Source organism: Halegenticoccus soli (assembly GCF_002844195.1).
Lineage (GTDB): Archaea > Halobacteriota > Halobacteria > Halobacteriales > Haloferacaceae > Halegenticoccus > Halegenticoccus soli.
Window position 1 is genome coordinate 115,097 of the sequence record NZ_PEND01000003.1, and the last position, 18,317, is coordinate 133,413.

Annotated in this window: 15 protein-coding genes; 8 read left to right on the forward strand and 7 right to left on the reverse strand. The window is 60.9% G+C overall.

Annotation, left to right across the window (positions count from 1 at the left end):
- Positions 1-34 precede the first annotated feature (34 nt).
- Genes CNO20_RS09140 through CNO20_RS09150 form a run of 4 tightly spaced genes read left to right on the forward strand, consistent with a single transcriptional unit; the run spans position 35 to position 1,786 of the window.
- The gene (locus tag CNO20_RS09140) at positions 35-469 is read left to right on the forward strand and encodes a universal stress protein (protein ID WP_101295848.1); all 435 of its coding nucleotides are present in this window, start codon (positions 35-37) and stop codon (positions 467-469) included.
- On the forward strand, positions 466-1,110 hold the full coding sequence (locus CNO20_RS23700; protein ID WP_233204036.1) for an NAD(P)-dependent oxidoreductase: 645 nt from the start codon (positions 466-468) through the stop codon (positions 1,108-1,110). Before CNO20_RS09140 ends, CNO20_RS23700 begins: the two co-directional genes overlap by 4 nt.
- The gene (locus CNO20_RS23705) at positions 1,053-1,460 is read left to right on the forward strand and encodes an NAD(P)-dependent oxidoreductase (protein WP_233204040.1); all 408 of its coding nucleotides are present in this window, start codon (positions 1,053-1,055) and stop codon (positions 1,458-1,460) included. Before CNO20_RS23700 ends, CNO20_RS23705 begins: the two co-directional genes overlap by 58 nt.
- 5 nt (positions 1,461-1,465) lie before the next feature.
- Positions 1,466-1,786, forward strand: coding sequence for a hypothetical protein (locus CNO20_RS09150; RefSeq protein WP_101295849.1), 321 nt, complete (start codon positions 1,466-1,468; stop codon positions 1,784-1,786).
- Between the two features lie 528 nt (positions 1,787-2,314).
- On the opposite strand, the gene CNO20_RS09155 is transcribed toward CNO20_RS09150, so the two are convergent.
- A complete protein-coding gene (locus CNO20_RS09155; RefSeq protein WP_101295850.1) occupies positions 2,315-3,112 on the reverse strand; it encodes an SDR family oxidoreductase in 798 nt (265 codons plus the stop codon).
- A gap of 2,758 nt (positions 3,113-5,870) precedes the next feature.
- On the opposite strand from CNO20_RS09155, the gene CNO20_RS09160 reads away from it, so the two are divergent.
- Both CNO20_RS09160 and CNO20_RS09165 read left to right on the forward strand, forming a co-directional pair.
- On the forward strand, positions 5,871-6,848 hold the full coding sequence (locus CNO20_RS09160; RefSeq protein WP_101295851.1) for a TIGR03557 family F420-dependent LLM class oxidoreductase: 978 nt from the start codon (positions 5,871-5,873) through the stop codon (positions 6,846-6,848).
- Between the two features lie 78 nt (positions 6,849-6,926).
- On the forward strand, positions 6,927-8,666 hold the full coding sequence (locus CNO20_RS09165; protein ID WP_101295852.1) for a thiamine pyrophosphate-binding protein: 1,740 nt from the start codon (positions 6,927-6,929) through the stop codon (positions 8,664-8,666).
- Positions 8,667-8,753: 87 nt separating this feature from the next.
- On the opposite strand, the gene iolM is transcribed toward CNO20_RS09165, so the two are convergent.
- Both iolM and CNO20_RS09175 read right to left on the reverse strand, forming a co-directional pair.
- The gene (gene iolM / locus CNO20_RS09170; RefSeq protein ID WP_101295853.1) at positions 8,754-9,908 is read right to left on the reverse strand and encodes a scyllo-inosose 3-dehydrogenase; all 1,155 of its coding nucleotides are present in this window, start codon (positions 9,906-9,908) and stop codon (positions 8,754-8,756) included.
- A gap of 76 nt (positions 9,909-9,984) precedes the next feature.
- Positions 9,985-10,788 carry an aldo/keto reductase gene (locus CNO20_RS09175; RefSeq protein ID WP_233204043.1) on the reverse strand — a complete coding sequence of 268 codons (804 nt, stop codon included), beginning with the start codon at positions 10,786-10,788 and terminating at the stop codon, positions 9,985-9,987.
- 431 nt (positions 10,789-11,219) lie between these two features.
- On the opposite strand from CNO20_RS09175, the gene CNO20_RS09180 reads away from it, so the two are divergent.
- Positions 11,220-12,455: a mandelate racemase/muconate lactonizing enzyme family protein gene (locus tag CNO20_RS09180; RefSeq protein ID WP_101295855.1), complete on the forward strand. Its 1,236-nt coding sequence runs from the start codon at positions 11,220-11,222 to the stop codon at positions 12,453-12,455.
- Between the two features lie 466 nt (positions 12,456-12,921).
- On the opposite strand, the gene CNO20_RS09185 is transcribed toward CNO20_RS09180, so the two are convergent.
- Positions 12,922-13,374, reverse strand: a complete 453-nt coding sequence (locus CNO20_RS09185; RefSeq protein WP_101295856.1) for a universal stress protein — start codon at positions 13,372-13,374, stop codon at positions 12,922-12,924.
- A 427-nt stretch (positions 13,375-13,801) separates the two neighbouring features.
- On the opposite strand from CNO20_RS09185, the gene CNO20_RS09190 reads away from it, so the two are divergent.
- The gene (locus CNO20_RS09190; protein WP_101295857.1) at positions 13,802-14,617 is read left to right on the forward strand and encodes a sugar phosphate isomerase/epimerase family protein; all 816 of its coding nucleotides are present in this window, start codon (positions 13,802-13,804) and stop codon (positions 14,615-14,617) included.
- Positions 14,618-15,109: 492 nt separating this feature from the next.
- Here the strand turns inward: CNO20_RS09190 and CNO20_RS09195 are convergent, their stop codons facing one another.
- The 3 genes from CNO20_RS09195 to CNO20_RS09205 all read right to left on the reverse strand — a co-directional run bounded on the left by CNO20_RS09195 (position 15,110) and on the right by CNO20_RS09205 (position 18,171).
- Entirely contained in the window at positions 15,110-16,171 is a 1,062-nt protein-coding gene (locus CNO20_RS09195) for a substrate-binding domain-containing protein (protein ID WP_101295858.1), read from the reverse strand.
- Between the two features lie 231 nt (positions 16,172-16,402).
- Positions 16,403-17,164, reverse strand: a complete 762-nt coding sequence (locus CNO20_RS09200; protein ID WP_101295859.1) for an ATP-binding cassette domain-containing protein — start codon at positions 17,162-17,164, stop codon at positions 16,403-16,405.
- A 5-nt stretch (positions 17,165-17,169) separates the two neighbouring features.
- Positions 17,170-18,171, reverse strand: coding sequence for an ABC transporter permease (locus tag CNO20_RS09205; RefSeq protein WP_101295860.1), 1,002 nt, complete (start codon positions 18,169-18,171; stop codon positions 17,170-17,172).
- Between the last annotated feature and the right edge of the window lie 146 nt (positions 18,172-18,317).

Below are 18,317 nucleotides of genomic sequence, written 5' to 3' on the forward strand. Positions count from 1 at the left end.
AGGCTTATTAGGCAGTGGTTCGTGTCCGTTGACGATGCCTATCGTCGTCGCAGTCGATCGGTCCGGACCGAAGACCGCGCTCATCGAAGAAGGACAAAAACTCGCCGCCGCCTTCGGCGACGAACTCCGCGTGGTCCACTCGATGGATCGCAAGGCGTTCCAAGCGTTAGAGGAGGACAGTGTCGAGCAGACCGGACGGACCGTCGACCTCGACGACGTCAGGGAGCTGGCTCGCGAAATCGCTGCAGACGCCATCGACACCGCGGACGTTGAGGCTACGCCTGTTGGCCTCGTCGGCGATCCGGCCGATGCCGTGGTCACGTACGCCCGGAACGAGAGCGCCCGATACGTCGTCGTCGGCGGTCGCCAGCGTTCGCCGGTGGGGAAGGCCCTGTTCGGTAGCGTCACCCAGTCCGTTCTCCTGCGGTCCGACTGCCCTGTCGTCGCCGTCTTGAACGAAGGCACATGACGTCGCTCCCCCGAGCCCTCGTCGATCAGGACATCCAGCCTGCTGAACGCCTCCGCGAGCGGTCGACGAATCGGTTCGATCTCACGTTCGGCGTCGACTCCACCGAGGAGGCGCTCATCGAGTCGCTTGAGGGGCAGTCGGTCCTCTTTACTACGTCCCGGCTTCCCGTCTCGGAGCGCGTGCTTCGACGAGCGTCGTCGCTCGAACTCGTCGCGAAGGTCGGAACCGGCCTCGATAGCGTCGATCTCAGTGCGGCTGCCGACTTCGGCGTTGGCGTCATCTACACCCCCGGTTTCAACGCGCTGTCGGTCGCCGAGCACGCGTTGGCGCTTCTGTTGACCGTCAACCGCAACGTCGTCGCAGGACGTGACACGCTCCGCGCGGGCGGGTGGCGCGACACGATGCCGACGAGCCGACCCGTGACCGGTACCACCGTCGGGATCGTCGGGTTTGGCGACGTGGGACGCCGGTTCGCCGGTCTACTTACCGGCTTCAACGTCACGTCCTCGCGTACGATCCGTACGTCTACGAGATCGATACCGACGTCACTGGCGCAACGCTCGTCGAGTTCGACGAACTCCTCGTGTCTTCCGACGCCGTCGTCGTCACCGCGGAGCTCACCGACGAGACGTGCGGCATGATGGACGCCGCGGCGTTCGACCGCATGCGGTCGAACGCGACGCTCGTCAACACTGCCCGCGGCCCGATCGTCGACACCGCTGCGCTGGTGAACGCGCTCGACGATGGGCGAATCGCCGGTGCTGGACTCGACGTTTTCGAAACCGAACCGCTCCCCCCCGACTCGCCACTCCACGACCGCGAAAGCGTCGTCCTTACGCCGCACATGGGCGCGTCGTCCGTCCGAGCGCGTGTTCGAATCATCGACACGCTCGTTGCCAGCGTCGCCGCCGCTCTCGAACGCCGCCCCGTCGACGACCGATTCGTCGCCGTGCCGCCGGGGAGCCGACTCGGCCCGTCGCGGAACGATTGACACCGATGTTAGGGGAGGAGGTCGCGGAAGGACGGAAGGAATCGACTACCTTCGTCGGTAGTGTGCTTCGAGAACCGGTAGTCGTCGTTCTCGTCGGCCTCCTCTTCGGCGTCGGTGTGGAATTCTACGTCCCGCCGCGAGTGACGATTCTCTCGGCCGTTTATGAAAGACGACGGAGCAGTGCGCTCGGCGCGACATTCGCCGCGCGGAATCTCGGCTTCGCCGTCCTCCCGGCCGTTGCAGGCGCTATCACGGCCGTGATCGGGAGGTACCCGGGCCACCTCGTCACGGTACCGGCCTTCGCAGCTGCCCTCGCTGGGACGTAGGCCGTCGTCCCGCGCTCTGGCGGCACTCGGACGCCCCGTGTCACGCCTCGAACCCTTCTTTTGCGTCGAACCGCGGGCGGCTTGCGGGCTGTCGGCGGTCAGCTCCTCGGTCCCGCCGTCTTTCGGGCGACCGCCGCGCTCGCGCTGATGACGTTCGTCTACCAGAGGCTCTCTGTGTTTCTCCTGACGTACCTATCCGTCGAGAAGGACGTCACTCCGGCGGTCGCGCCGTTCCTTTTCGACGCGTTCTCCGCTATAGCGGCGGCGTCAGCAACGGCTACATCCCGGCGGCGCTCCAAGATTCGGAGCAGGGGAGCGAGTACGGGTTCATTCGACGAACCCACTTTTTCGCCGTCGGTTCGACCGCCGCCGCGGCGACCGGCACCCTGCTTGACCGCGGCTTCGCGGCGGAGGTGTTCTACGCATACGCCGTTCTCACGCTCCTTGCGGCGGGGCTGTTCGTGATCCTGTCACTGGCGCGGAGGCGGCACCCGAAACGGCGACAGACCGCTCCGCGAGGCGTCACCGCTAAAACGCGTGTCGGTGCCACCCACCGTCGACGGGCAGGATCGAGCCGGTGATATACTCCGCCGCGGGGGAGGAAAGGAAGGCGACGGCACGCGCGAACGCCGACGGCGTTCCGAGGTCCTCGAGCGGGAGTTCCGCAACGCGGCGCCTCCGGGCTTCTCGCTCGCTTATGCCCTCACGGTCGGCTAACTCCGAGATCTTGTTCTCAATCCGTTCGGACATGACCCCGCGGGGAGAGACGCAGTTTACTCGGACGCCATCTTCGCCGTACTCCTCAGCCAGCACTTTCGAGAGACCGTAGATTCCGGGTCGGAAGACGTTTCCGAGGGCACCGCCGGCGGACGGCTCCAGCGCCGACGCCGCAACGAGATTGGTTATCGCGCCGGTGCTTTCGCAGAGCGCCGGAAGCGCGCGCTCACACGTCAGGATGGTGCTCCGCAGAATGCCGCGGTACGCATCGTCGAACGCGTTGATCGAGAGGTCCGGAAACCGCGTCGTCGCCGGGCCGCCGTGGTTGGTCACGAGGACATCCAGCCCGCCCAGGCGGTCCATCGCGTCGTCCGTCGCAGTGCGGACCGCGGCCTCGTCGGTCAGGTCACAGACCACCCAATCGATTGCGTCGTCGTCACACTCGGTCGCCGCACGGATCGACCGCGCGGCCTCCTGGAGGTTGTCCGGGTCGCGCGAGGAGACGACGACGCGGGCCCCCTCGCGGACGAACGCTTCCGCCACCGCTCGCCCGATACCACCACTTGCCGCCGTCACGTACACGCGACTCCCGCCGAGTTCGAGATCCATGTGATCGCCACAGCCAGCGGAAGGATATAATTACCTGTTCGTGCGAATCGCGTTCTCAATCGTCATTCTGCGGCTTCTCGCAGAACGCCGAGGTGCCAAACGCGACGATCACCTTGACACTCACAATGCACGCTGTCGCACCTTCCCTCTAACGCAGCTTACAACAAATGATATCGTATCTCGGAAAAGGCCACTCGCACGTTCAACAGGCCGCTACGCGAACTAATCCGAGCAGAATCATGCTATCCTCACCAAATCCCACGTTGATCCAAGATACAATCGAATTGTGGCATCGTGATATTGAGGATGATTGGAATTTTGGGTTACGGAGCCAGAATCGAGTAATGCAGAAGGAGACATCGACGGTGAGGTAATGGCGAACGCATCATCGGCGAGCCGCTTACCGAACTCCGTCTCCGCGGCGTAGCTTATCAAGGTGCATTGAACTGGAATTTACTGGAGCATTCATAACCTACCTGTTCTTGAAGAGGGTGGCCTGAGCGGCTATTTACCAATGCATCCTTGATCTAATATCAAGGATCTCGTCACCTAGTGACTCGAGAAGTGCGCGAGAATTGCCTTTCTGAGTGCCATGCTGTGGAGGTAGACACGCTGTCCGATCCGAGTCATTCTCACCCTCCGAACAAGGGACGTTGTTCGCAGTCTTAGAATTATAGAACCCTAAAACGAAGGCCGTACTCGCCGATCAGCGCACGCAATACTGGAACTAATGGAGCGCCTGCTATCCGCGAAATCGTTAACGTAAACGAGACAGTGAGATGTAGAGACAATTTTGAAGGGGGTAACTATCCAAATGATTCCGATGGTGAGATACAAAAATAGTTGTATCACCCTTTCTGGCTCTCGAACGTAAAAAGCTACGTCTGACACAAAATGTTTTCTGTGAATTACACTCTTGTTCCTATCTAAAACCACTTTCGGACGTTCTGTAGAGTGTTGATCCAGATCATCTTCGATAATTCGGGGTAGCGTTCTGGAAAATAGTGAAGACAGTGTTAGGGCACCAGTAGATCCACTGAAACCAACTATAGGGTTTTGGAGAGAGTAGACCAGCTCTCCCCGCTAAAGACAGTCTACTATGGGTAGAAAACGTCTTTGTTTAACTACTTCCGTTGGGAACCCGTCCTGAAGATTCACCGTCTGACCCATCATACTACCCTGCTACTCTAAATTTGTGTCTGTACTCGGGACTTCGCGGCCCTGGGAGCAGATCTTCAGCAATCCTTGAGACGACGGCGAAACGGCCAGTGATGGAAGCAAATATACCTAAAGACAGCCATTACGCATGCTGGGAAACCAGCAAATCGAGGACTCGCACGTGACTCTACCACTCCTGCCGCTGTCCTGTGGGTTCTCGTGACCTACGATATTGAGGTAGTAGGATGAGATATGAACGTTGCCCGCCGTAACACCTCATCTGCAAGCCTCTCGTGACCTTACTGTTCACCCTGCAGCCCCCGCGGAGACCGATGCTCACAGTGTTCCTCACCGCGATGACGGACCAAACTGCCAACACCCATCGTGCTGACACAAGGATGTCAGCTGCGGATGTCCCACAGCTGAATGACGGGTTGATAGCTCCAGCATCGTATCAATCGCCAATATCTGCGTCAACCGAGTCAAGGTGGAGACACAGAAAGAACATTGCCTTGTCGACGATGTCGACGTTGAGTACGTCGGGGATGGCGCGCTCCATTACGCCTATTTCGGACTATCGTTTTTGATCTGCTCATCTTCATCGTGCTGCTCGTTCTGCTGACGTATCTCTTATATGGCGTCGTAAACGGCAACTCAAAGAGGAAGAGGTATAATACTACCGCTCAGTCGTTGTTGTAGGATAATCTCGAGCTGTCACTCAACTCGTTTCTGAACAACAACCAGTGCGGTGTAGAGATAGCTCCTTCCATAAACCATTGAGAAGGTTAACGTCTGTAGCGAAAAGGTAGGACTGGCCGTATTCGTTAAGAGCCCTACCCCAGAATCTCTTTCTTAATAGCGTTACCCGATATTACCGAAGTGTACAGCAGATCTCGCTCGCAAAGTTTTTGCGGTGCCCCTCTACAACTGCAGCTATATTGTCAATTCAGACCGGGATACATAGTTGTCACGTCATCTCGGTGCGAGTCGTAGGGATTCGTCTCTTCCGAACGGTTATCGTTAGCCAAGGACAGAGGTTTACTTCCCTTTACAACAAAACGACACGATTTAGTAACCTCGTTTTGAATCGTCACCGAGACGCCGTTACAATCGTACTATCGTCACACACCTGATCGAGTAAGTGTGTTGGAGAGTCAATGCTTGTCGATTATCTCCTCAACCAGTTCTTTGACCGTGTTGGCGAGTATTACTTCCCCCAACGAGATACAGTGGAGGTACTTGCAGTTACCCCCTGATGAAGCCGTCTGAACTAAATATGTTAGATCGTTACGATCGAATGTTATCCGTTCGTAACCCCCGAACGCACTTCGCGATATCGACATGAGAATACACTCGATTCGCCGTGTCTGCATCGACTCTTTGAACAAGGTCGTTCGTCTCATCAGGAGCGACCGTTCACGTACGACAGTCGTTCGTTTCTTCCGAACGCGGGCTTACACGGCACGCACGGTCACTGACGAGAGCCAGCTAGTGAGCTACGGGCTGCGTAGAACCACGTTCACCGTGTTGGGGGACAGCGGCCGCGAGCCTCCGGAGTGGGAAAATACTATGATGCACTCTGGTATATACTTACACGACAATGGTCAGCATCGACTACATGGCTCACCAAGAGCAGTACAGCCCGTCGCAACTACTCAGATTTTCGGAACTCGCCTCACAGAACGGATTCTACTTCGTCTGGACGTCAGACCACTTTCATCCGTGGTTTCACACCGACGCGGAGGCCGGATTCGCGTGGTCGTGGTTGGGGGCCGCCACGGAGCGCATCGACGTCCCCCTCGGAACGTGCGTGACGCCCGCCGGGGAGCACTACCACCCCGCGCTGATGGCGCAGGCGTTCGCTACGCTCCAAGAAATGCACGACGAGCGAGTCGTGTTGGGGCTTTCGACTGGTGAGGCGATGAACGAGAAACCCCTCGGCCACGACTGGCCCGAGTACCCGGTTCGACGCGATCGGTTGGAGGAGACGCTCGAAATCGTCCACGGCCTCTGGGAGAACGAGGGATTCTACAATTACGAGGGCGAACATTTCGACGTCGACGACGCCCGCCTCTACACGATGCCCGACGAGCGTCCCACAATACAGATCGCCGCGAACGGCCCAAGTACGGCGACGCTTGCCAGCCAGTACGGCGATGGCTTCATCACGGTCAAGAAGGGCGAGGAGTACACGGACCGGTTGTACCCGGCCATCCGCCGCTACGCCGAGGAGGTTGGTCGCGATCCTGATGAAATTGAGACGACGCTTCTGGTCATCGCCTCCTACGATTCGGATTACGAGCGTGCGCGCGCGTCGACCCGTCCCTGGTGGGCGACGACCCAAAACGTCTTCGACCGCGCGATGGCGAACCCCAAGGACATTGAACGCGAGGGCGAGAAGGCCACAGAGGAGGAGATAGAGGCCAAGTTCCTCATTGCCGATGATCCGAGCGCCGTCGCCGCGCAACTCGAGGAATACGCCGAGATGGGCTTCGACCGCATCGCGTTGGGTAACACCAGCCCTGAACCGGAGCGATTCTTCGAGGTGATGGGCGACGAGGTCATCCCGTCGCTGTGAGGCCGTCTGGATCAAAATTGCGTATCCGTCCTGCCTGGGGGAACGTTTAAGAAAGGGGTCCACATCTATCCGAACGAGATGCCCAGACTGAACGGTGGCGAGATTATCGCCAAGTACCTGGAAAAGGAGGGCGTCGAGTACCTCGTCGGTATCCCCGGCCACGGTAGTACGAACCTGCTCGACGCGTTCAACGACTCCGACATAGAGATCATTCAACCGCGGCACGAACAAGGCGCGACGCACCTTGCAGATGGGTACGCCCGCGCCAGCGGAAAACCGCTGGCCGTATTCACCTCTATCGGACCGGGGGCAACGAACACGGTGACGGGGGCGGCGACGGCGTACGTGGACTCGATCCCGATGGTCATCTTCACTGGTGCGCCCCAGACCCATGAGTACGGCCAAGGCATCCTCCAGGAGATAGAGCGCCAGAACCCCGGTGACTTCCCCAGCGTCATGGAGCCCGTGACCAAACAGAGCTTCGAAGTCCGGGACGTAGAGCAACTCCCGCGCATCCTCCGACGCGCGTTTCAGATCGCGCTCTCGGGCCGTCCGGGACCGGTCCACGTCGACGTCCCGATGGACGTGCAGGGCGCAGTCGCCGACATCGAGTTACCCGAACCGACGCAGAGTCGCCCACACAGTCGCCCCGGCGGCGATCCGGGAACCGTCTCGGACGCAGCGGAGCTGCTCGCGGACGCCGACCGTCCGGTCATCGTTCCCGGGGGCGGGACCATGCTCGCGGAGGCGTGGGACGAAGTCCGCGAGCTCGCTGAATACCTCCAAGCCCCCGTGATTCCGACGTTCCAGGCGAAAGGAATCATCCCCGAGGATCACGACCTATTCGTGGGCTACGCCGGGTGGATCGGTTCCACGGCGGGCAACGAACTGGCGTCGAACGCCGACGTCGTACTCGCCATCGGCTGCCGCTTCACTGACCTCCACACCTCTTCGTTCGAGGAGGGTGTCAGCTTCGACATCCCGCCGAGTAAGCTCGTCCACGTCGACATCGACCCGCAGGAGATCGGGAAGAACTTCCCGGTGGAGGTCGGGATTCAGGGCGATGCGAAGGTGGTCACCCGACAGATTACGAACGAACTTCAAGAGCGCATCGACCCCGTCTCGAAGGAGGGTAACGACTACTACGACGAGATACAGGAATTGTGGTCCGAGTGGGAGGAGATGGTCGCCGAGCGCTGGCGCGACGACGATGTGCCCATGAGCATCTCGCGTGCCATCGCCAGCCTCCGCGACGTCCTCCCCCGCGACGGTGTCGTGGTCTCCAGCGCCGGCCAACCACAAGAAACCGTGAATCCGGAGTTCCCGGTGTACGAACCCCGGACGAACATCTCGTGCGGCGGCTTTTCGACTATGGGTTTCGGCGTCTCCGCGGCCATCGGAGCGAAACTCGCGAAACCCGACAGTCCCGTGGTCGCCGTCGAAGGCGACGGGAGCTTCATGATGTGTAACCAGGAGGTCGCGTGCGCGGTCGAACACGATATAGACGTGACCTACCTCATCGTCAACAACCACGGCTGGAAGTCGATTCGCAATCTCCAGGTGAGCAAGTACGGGTGGGACCGCGTCCTCGACACCGAGTTCGATCCAGAGACTGACGTGGACTTCATGGAGATGGCCGGGTCGTTCAACGTCGGCTACGCCGAACGCGTCGTGAAGCCCGAGAATCTCGCCGACGCGCTCGAGGAGGCTATCGCCCACGACGGTCCCGCCATCGTGGAGGCGGTGGTCGAACCCGACAATCCGGACTCGGGCGCTATCATTACCGGCAAGTGGGACCTCGCGGATCTCGAAGAGTAACGAAGTCGACGATTCCTTTCCGCGTATTACGCTCACCACCCGCGGCGGAACAGCGGTTAAGAGTTGACACCCCATATGACCGCGGTATCACATTTCGATGAGCACCTTACCGTCGACTCGCATCGCCGCCTGTCTGACCGCGTCGGCGGCGTCTGCCAGGTCGAACGTCGACGTTACCATCGGCAGGTTATCGAGGCGGCCCGCGGCCATCAGCCGAATTGTTCGCGGGTACACCTGCTGGTCGGTATGCCCCTCCGAACCGTATAGCTGCGCGCTGTTGCCCTGGTACTTCCGGAGCGCTATCTCGGGGTTTGACCCGGCGTTGCTTATGTGAATAACGTTGGCTCGTTCGCTAAGCGAGTCCTCGATGACGGGATAGGTCGCCGAGACGGCACCGCTCGTCTCGACGTGGACGTCGGCCCCCTCGCCGTCGGTCACGTCGTCGATGGTAGTCACGGGGTCGACATCGAGCGGATCGTACACGTGGTCGAAGCCGAGTCCGTGCGCGATTTCCCGGCGCTCGTCGGACGGTTCGAACGCGATGACCTTGCCCGCACCGGCGGCCCGCGAGACGTTCATTCCGGTGAGGCCGATTGGACCCACCCCGTGGTAGACGTGGTAGTCCCCGGGGAGGATACCTTCGGCTCTCCCGAACAGGCCGTAGTAGGAGATGGTGCTGGGTTCGATGGTTGCGGCCGCGCGGAACAGCCGATCCTCGTCGTCGTACTGCCGAGCCAGGTCGGAGACGTCCCAGACGATCTTCTCCGGGACGGCGACGTACTCGGCGAACGCGCCGTCGATGGTGAATCCAAGTTGCTCGAAGTTCTCGCAGTGACCGTGGAACCCCTGTCGGCACATCTGACACCGCCCGCAGTAGTCCGTCACCTCCGCTGTCACCAGGTCGCCCACCTCGAACAGGCTAGTGTCTGAACCGGTCTCGACCACCTCTCCGGCGAACTCGTGACCCGTCACGTTCGGCAACTGCGTGTACGCTGAGTAGTGCATGTATCCCTCGTCGTCCGTCTCGATCATCGAGACGTCGCTACCGCAGATCCCCGCGTACCGGACTCGAATTAGCACCTCGTCGGTGGCGGGTTCGGGACGCTCGCGTTCTTCGACGCGCAGTTCGGGGTGCTGCCACACCTGACCGCTGTTCATCGCGCGACGTCGTTCCCGCTCGTCGTCGCTCAGGTCGTAGTCTGCACGCGGATTCCACTCCGCATCAAGCACGAGTGCTCGCATGCGTGAACCGAACAGCCACTGTATAATAAGTGTAAGTGTCGAGCGGACCGTCCGACCCGCCGCTCCGCGTGATGGCTCACCAAGACATCCAGGACGGGTCCTCGCACCGGTGCGTTCGATCGATGGCGTCGATTCGTTTGACGTCCTCCGGGTTGAGTTCGAGCGCCTTCGCCCGGTAGTTGTCGCGAAGGTGATCGACCGAACTCGTTCGGGGAATCGCCGCGACGCCGTCTTTCGACAGGAGCCACGCGAGGCTGACGACGGCGGGCGAGATGTCGTGTTTCTCGGCGACCGCGAGCACGGCGTCTTGGTCGAACACCTCACCCTGCGCCAGCGGCGAGTATGCGACGAGCTGCGTCTCGGTGTCGCGCAGGTGTTCGCGTAGCTTCGTCTGTTGAAGCAGCGGATGCATCTCCACCTGGTTGGCGGCGATGGAGATGTCCACGAGGTCACGGGCCAGCGACAGGTCGTCCACGGTGTAGTTGCTGACGCCAAGGTTGGCGACGGCACCCGTCTCGACGTACTCTTCGAGGACGGGGAGGACGGTTTCGATCTCTTCCTGGTTTCGCGGCCAGTGGTGGTACACGAGGTCAATGCGGTCGAGCCCGAGGCGCTCGAGGCTCTCATCGATGGCCGTGCGCACGTACTCCGGCGTCTTCTCGGGTTCTTCGAAGTGGGCGACCTTCGTCGCAACGAAGAGGTCGTCGCGGTCGACGTCCGAGGCAGCGATGGCGTCGCCGACCTCCGACTCGTTCCCGTAGAGGCGGGCAGTGTCGATGTGTCTGTACCCAGTTTCGAGGGCCGTCTCGATGACGGCCGAACCCTCGTCGCCGACGAGGCTGTACGTTCCGAAGCCGAGTTCCGTCTCTGAATCGAACACGAAACGAGATACTTGGGCATCGGATAAATGTGTGACGAACGCTACAGGGAAAGGAGTGCATCGTCGACACAGTACCGCTACGCCCGTCCCAAGACCGGACACCTTTTGATAGGTATCATCGGTGCGTAGTGTTTGTAGTCGGTGAGTACGCTCTGTTTTCACGAAAACACTACGCCCCGTATGTTGAAAACCGGAGATTACGTACAGGAATAAAATGGGGGCCTGGCCGTCGGTCGCCGGCACGACTCGCTCGGTTCGTCGCATCGGAAAGTATAACATGGGAACTGTCGAAACAGTAAATGATGCGCTTCGGTAACACCGGGTGTGTTGTTCGTGTCCTGTCGAGCTCTATGCCGTCCGTTACCCAGCGACGCAGCGCGGACCCATTCCACTCGTAACACGAAACGAAGCGGACAGGAAATCCACAAACCATGTACGAAGACTTCGCGTCAACGCTTGCAGCGACGATGTGGGCCGATTTCGACGAGACGCCTCGCCGGGCGGACGGCCCGCTGGCAGAGATAACGGACCTCGGCACGGTCGTCGTCGACGGAAACTTTCCGTGGACCATCGTGACCGTAGAGACCAGCGAGGGGGTCACCGGTATCGGCGAGTGCTACCCCTCCCCGGGCGTCCACCAGATCATCACGGACTACCTCAGGCCGGTGCTGGTCGGAGAGAACCCCGCCGACGTCGAGCGGCTCTACAACCTGATGCGCGAGAGCCTCTCGGGTCGCGGGTCGCAGCAGGGGATCGGAACCATCGCGATCAGCGGCGTGGAGATCGCGCTGTGGGACGCGACGGGGAAGCTCCTCGGCCAGCCGGTGTACCAACTCCTCGGCGGAAAAATGCGCGAGGAAGTGACGGTGTACGCCGACTGCCACGCCGGGGAGGCGATGGTTGAGTCAGCCGAGGAGGGACAGGCGACCGAGACGTACGAGCCGGAGGCGTACGCCGCGGCCGCGCAGGCGGCCGTCGACGACGGCTTCGACATCGTGAAGTTCGACCTCGATGTCCCCTCGGGCCGGGAGTTCGACACGCTCTCTCGGCACTTCGATCCGCCCGAAATCAAGCACAAGCGACGGGTCGTCGAGGCCGTCACGGGCGAGGTCGGTCACGACGCCGAGGTGGCGGTCGACCTCCACTGGAACTTTAGCCCGGAGACGGTCGAACGGCTATGCCGCGCGCTCGAACCGTACGATATCGCGTGGATCGAGGACCCGCTCCCGCCGGAAAACGGCGACGCGATACGGGAACTCAAGCGGCGCGTGAACGCGACCATCCTCACGGGTGAGAATCGGTACGGTCGCCACGGTTTCCGCGACCTCATTGAAGGGCAGGCCGTCGACTTCCTCGCGCCCGACGTGCCCAAGACGGGTGGTATCGCTGAGACCAAGAAGATCGCCGACATGGCTGAGGCCTACTACCAGGCGCTCGTCCCCCACAACATCGGCAGCCCGGTCGCGACCGCTGCGACCGCACACGTCGGCGCGACGGTTCCCAACTTCGTCGCGCTGGAGTATCACGCGCGCGAGGTGCCCTGGTGGGAGGACCTACTCGTGCGGGACGAGCCGTTCATCGAGAACGGTCGCATCCAGATCCCCGACGGGCCGGGGCTCGGGATCGAACTCGACTGGGACGTCGTCGAGGAGCACCAGAAGGAGTAACCAACCCCCACGGCCCGTCGCTCGTATCGCTATCAGCGTCGGCACACGGTCGTACCCGCCCTCGGCTGTCCTCACCGCTTTCGACCGTTGTGGCCACGAACACCGTCCGAATCGTCTTCGGTACGACGATGACGCTGCTTTCGCATCGATTCGCTCGACGTCATCGACATCGAGTTCGAACTTGTGCGCTGAGGTTGTCCCGTATGATGCTCGCCCGTGCTCGTCCTTTGGGAGGAGCTACGCGAGGCTCATGGCGGCTTCGGAGACATCGTGTTTGCCAGCCATTGATTGCATCGACCTCGAATGCCTTCTGATTCGCGGCGATAGGCACGTCGACGAGGCTGCAAGCGAGCTTCGTCTCGTTGTCGAACGCAGTATCGACTGCGGGGTAACGGTTTAGCGTCTTCGGCGCTTCCCGACACGTCCGAGCGTTAGCGGAACCGACGGTCGCCGCGCTCGAGGGCTGTCAGTCCCGCCGGACGTATGTCACAGGACAGGGCGCGTTGAGAAGCACCTGCTGGACGTGGTTGCCGAAGATGGCCTTGCCAGCTGGTGACCGACCGGTCCCGCCGATGACGATGCGGTCGACGTCGAGGTCGTTCGCCACGCGAACGACCTCGGACTCGGGCTTCCCGATGACGCCCCGGATCTCGTAAGCCACGTCCAACTCTTCGAATCGGCTCGCTGGCGTACTGATACTCGCATGGCGTGCCGCAAGTTCGTCCGGTGGGATGCTCCCGCCCGAGGAGTCGATCTGTGCGAGGAGATCTTCGTACTCGTCACGCGGAAACACGTGAAGAAGGTAGACTTCCGCGCCGGTCGGGACTGCGATGGCGAGTACTTCGTCGAGCAGTGCGTCGACGTGATCGCGGTCGTTTGGACCGATAACGAGCAGAATGCTGTTTATCGCTCGTGGCATAGTCAACAGTTCAGATCACGGTCGTATATCGTTTGGGTTCTGGGATGGGAATTTTTAGTGTTCGTCAGAGAGGGGCACACGATGATGACTAATACGCAAAAGACGACTGCCGTGGGCGTCACTGCGGGGAGCACGTTCGACCTCGATATCGAGGAGGCGGTCTTCGAAGGTTGGACGTGACGACCCGTACGGTCGACGTCCTCGTCTACTGCCAGAATAAGGGTCGGCGGTGTGGGACGCTCGCTGTTCGTGTGGGCTGAAAGATGTCCACGTCGGAGTCGTTGAACGCGTCGGTCGGCAGCGCGCTGCCGGAGTCCGCCCTCTCCCGGGTCGGTAGAACCCTTCGGTCGATGGGGGGGACCGGTCGAGCGCTGTGTCAACCTATACTCCAGAAACTATTTTTCAATGGCTCGTGATGGTCGCTACCATGGGTACTGGATACACTACTATCATGTACGATGCCGAGGAGATCGAGGACGCGCTCGGGGATATCGCGGCCTGCCGCTACGATGGGGCCGAGATCAGCGTCGAAAAGATCCGTGCAGCCGGCCCGGAGAACGTCGGCCGGTGGCTCGACGACTACGATCTCGAATTCTACCTCGCGATGGGCGAGTGGATCGAGACGGAGGTGGCGGTTCAGCGGATGGTCGACGCCATGCCGATGGTGTCCGACCTCGGGGCCGAATTCGTCGGACTCTTACCCCCACAGCGCGGCCGACACGACGAGGCGACAGTCGAGGACTGGCTGTCGCGGATCGGCGACGCGGCCGTCGACGCCGGGGTACGTCCCCTCATCCACCACCACGGCGCGACCGCCGTCGAGCAATCGGACGAGATACGGCACTACCTCGACGCCGTCGACGGACTGGAGCTCATCTTCGACACTGCCCACTACTACCCGTACGGCGAACACTACCCCGAGGGGGACGTGACCGACGGCATCGAGCGGTTCGCCGACGACATCGCGTACGTCCACCTCAAAGACATCGACCCGGTCAAGGACTTCACGGCGAACCGCGACGCGCTGTCGAACGCCGACTTCCACCTCGACAACGTCATCAACTACTTCCGCTCGTTCACCGACCTCGGGCAGGGGATCCTCGACTTCGAGGGAGTCCACGACGCCCTGTCGGACGCCGGCTACGACGGACACTACACCATCGAGATCGAGAACCGGACCGAACGGCCGCTCGTCCACGCCAAACAGAACTACGACTTCTGGCGGGGGGTGCGCGGCGACTGACCCGGACCGCTCGGACGAACGGACTTCGAGGCCGGACTGCCCGTCTAGCGGGTCGTCGACGGTGTCGAACGGTGTGACGACAGCGGTTCGTGGATCCCGGTCTCTGCCACCGCTTACTCCTCAGCCCGGTTCTCTCAATCGAGAGCGACCGGGAGTCCCGGCCTTTAACAGCCCGAGGCGAGTAGAATGACCAGTGAGTGTACCGAGGCCCTCGTCGCAATCGGTACAGAAGCTGTCGGTGACGACTGCCAGGACGTCGGGCGCTTCGTCTCGCGCTCGGCCGGCGTCGGTTCGTCGTTGAGACGTGGATTCCGCTCTGCATCGAGTTCCACGGTCCTCGTCGCTCGTATGACTACACAGTCGCGGTACCTGTCGTTGTATGGAGCACCGGGAGTTCCCCACCTAGTCTCCAACTTCGTGACGTGTGCTGTCGAGAGAAGCGTGGACTAAAAAACACTGAACGTTTGACCGCTGGCGGACGAACCGAGCCGTTCAGGCAACACTGAACGTCTCGATCTGCGTCATGACCGAGTCCACGTTCCCTGCGTGAACGAACGTCGGGCCCGTCGGTGTGTGAGACGGAGTCAGGATGCCCCACGCTAACTTCGATGTGAGGTAGTGGGCCGCCAGGTAGCCCTGCAGTGCCGGCTGCTGGATGACCTGTGCCAAGTTGTGACCTTCTTGGATCGCGGTAGCTTGAGTCTGAGAGATGTCGACCCCTGCATGGTACACCTTGCCCTGGAGTCCTTCGTTCTTGATGTAGTCTATCGCCGGATCTCCGGCGACCGGACCGAGTGTGAAGACGAGATTCACGTCGGGGTTGTTTGAGCGATGGCTGGCGAGCCGGCTGATCACGCCCGAAGGGTCGCCTGCTGGCACCTCGATCCAGTCGTGAGGGATGTTGTTGTTATTGAGGACTTCCTCGATCCCCCCCTGGCGGAGTTTGAGTGCCGAGTGGCCCGGATCTTGGTTGAGAATCACAGCCCCGCTCGGAGGGGAGCCGGTCTTCTCCTTGAACAGAGGAAGGGTCTGGGTCGCCAACTCGTTGCCGACGATGGCCTCTTTCTGACCGATGTAGCCGTGCCAAGGCATCGTCTTCTCGCCCGTCTCGGTGACGTTCGTGACAATGACGTAGATGCCCTCGTCGGCGGCACGCTGGAGTGCCTCTTGGAACAGCGGCGGGTCAGGCAACGTTACCGCGATACCGTCTACGCCGGCGTCGATGGCCGTTTCGATGTTGTTAACCTGTTGAGTGAAGTTCGACGACTCGTCCGGACCTTGGTAGGACGCCTGCACGCCGAGCTGATCGACGGCCGTTTTCCAGCCATCATTCTGGGCCTCCCAGAACGGGTCCTGACCCGGGGCTCCGTGGGGGATGTACCGTATCTGGACGTTTTGCGTCTGATTGCTAGCGTCGGACCCATTCTCGTTACCGAGACCTTGGTCAGCACACCCGGCAAGGATGGCTACTCCGGCCGCGCCGGTCGCTGCTAGTGCCTGGCGCCGGGATATCTGTCCGTACTCGAAACTGTCAGGCATCTGCTTCGGGCTCATGCACGTATGATATCAATGAACACGCGCACATAAGTATGTCGATTATTTCGTACAAATACAGGTCTACGCCGTCATCCACACGCCGTTCATCGCGACGACGGACGCAGCCGTCTCGGCTGCAATGCTGATGTCTCGTCGAACAGTTGCCGGCGAACACACCGTTGCAGGGAATCGCCGGTTGTCAATCGTTACGGCACCGCTGCGTGAACGGGTGAATCGCATTCCGACCGGTTACGCGATTGTTCCCCCTCCGGCGACCGTCTTCATCTTATTGATCAGCTCCTTCGGACCCGCGATCTCCTCTTTCCTGAACTCGTCCATCGTCCGGCCCGCATCGAGGAGGTGAATTCGGTCGGCGAGTTCGTAGGCGTTGAAAATGTTGTGCGAGATGTAGATGGTGCCGATCCCCTGCTCTTTCGTCCGTTCGACCGTCTCCAGGACTTTCTCGGATTCCTTCACCGAGAGGTTCCGGAGCGGTTCGTCGAGGATCAGTAGGTCCGCGTCGAAGTGCAGCGCCCGGCCGATCTTGATGCTCTGGGCCTCGCCGCCCGAAAGGTTCTCCGCTGGCAGGGTGGGGTCGTTCAACGACTCCAGACCGATCTCGTCTAGGACCTTCTTCGTTTCGTCGTACATCAGGTCGAAGTCGAGTTTTCCGAAGCGGGTTGTCGGCTCCTTGCCGAGGAACAGGTTCCGCGCGACCGTCAGCGACGGGATCAGCTCCATGTCTTGGTAGACGATGCTGAGACCCCGCTCCAAGGCTTCGTCGGGATTCTTGAACGTGACGCGCTCGCCCCTCCAATAGATCTCGCCCGAGTTGGGCTGGTGGTAGCCGACGATGTTCTTGATGAGGGTGCTCTTGCCGGCGCCGTTGTCGCCGACGAGGGCGAGGACCTCTCCTTCGTTCACCTCCAGGGACACTCCCTTGAGCGCCTGGATGGAACCGAAACTCTTCTTGATGTCATTCAGCTGTAATAGTGGTGTACGTTCGCTCATTGAGATCACCGCCTTTTCTGCCGCAGTCTGTTAACGTATCGGTTGAAAACCACTGCACCGACGAGGACGATGCCGACGAAGAACTGGTACCAGGACGAACTCGCACCGACCGCGATCAGGCCGGCACCGAACGTCCCGAACGTCAGCGCGCCGAAGAATCCCGCGTTCGGGCTCCCACGGCCGCCGAACAGCGCACAGCCGCCGAGGACGGCCGCCGCGATCGCCACCAGCGGGAGCTCCGTCTGGAGGACGGGACGGGCCGACCCGAACCGCGCGACGTGCATCAGGGACGCGAACGAGGCGGCCATACCGGTCAGCACGAACGCGGTGATCCGAGTCCGGGTCACTTGAATACCTCTGGCGCGCGCGGCGTCCCTGTCGCTTCCGACCGCGTAGAGGTGGTTTCCGTAGGTCGTCCGGTGGACGAGGTACAGCGCGCCGAGCAGTATGAGGAACATCCACAGGATCGCCGCTTCGAAGTTGGCACCGAAGTCGTAGCTGAAGAGCTGCATGATCGCGGCGTCGCTTTCCAGCTGCGCGCTCCCGCTGAACAGCAACAGCAGGGCCCCGCGGATGGAGAACCAGCCTCCCAGCGTGATGATGAAAGAGTGGATCCCGGTGGACGTCACCATGACCCCGTTCAGCAGCCCGATTGCGCCACCCAGCGCAAGGGTCACGAGTATCGCGAGCGACGCTGGGACTCCCTGGTTGACAATGAGAATGAAGAACATTGCCGACATCGCGTAGTTGGCGCCGACGGTCATGTCGAAGTCGCCACCGATCATCAACAGGGCGACCAGGATCGCCACCGGGGCGATGAGCGCCGTCTGACGGAAGATGTTCCCCCAGATGTTCGCCTGGAACATCACCGACGGATTCAAGAACGTGAACAGCGCGGTGACGCCGAGCCAGGTCAAAACGGCAACCAGGACGGGATACTCGATCAAATATTCGATTATCGGAGCTGTTAGTCTATCGACTACTGTGGACCTCATCTCCACGCTCATGAGTGACACAGTGCTCTTGGAGGAAATAAAGGTTGCTCAACCCATAAGAAATATGTTATATTGGGTGCGATCGCGCTGGGAGGTGCGACGAAGACCGTGAGCTAGCTCTCCGCGATTCTCTGGTGGAGAAGGGCGATCAGTGACCG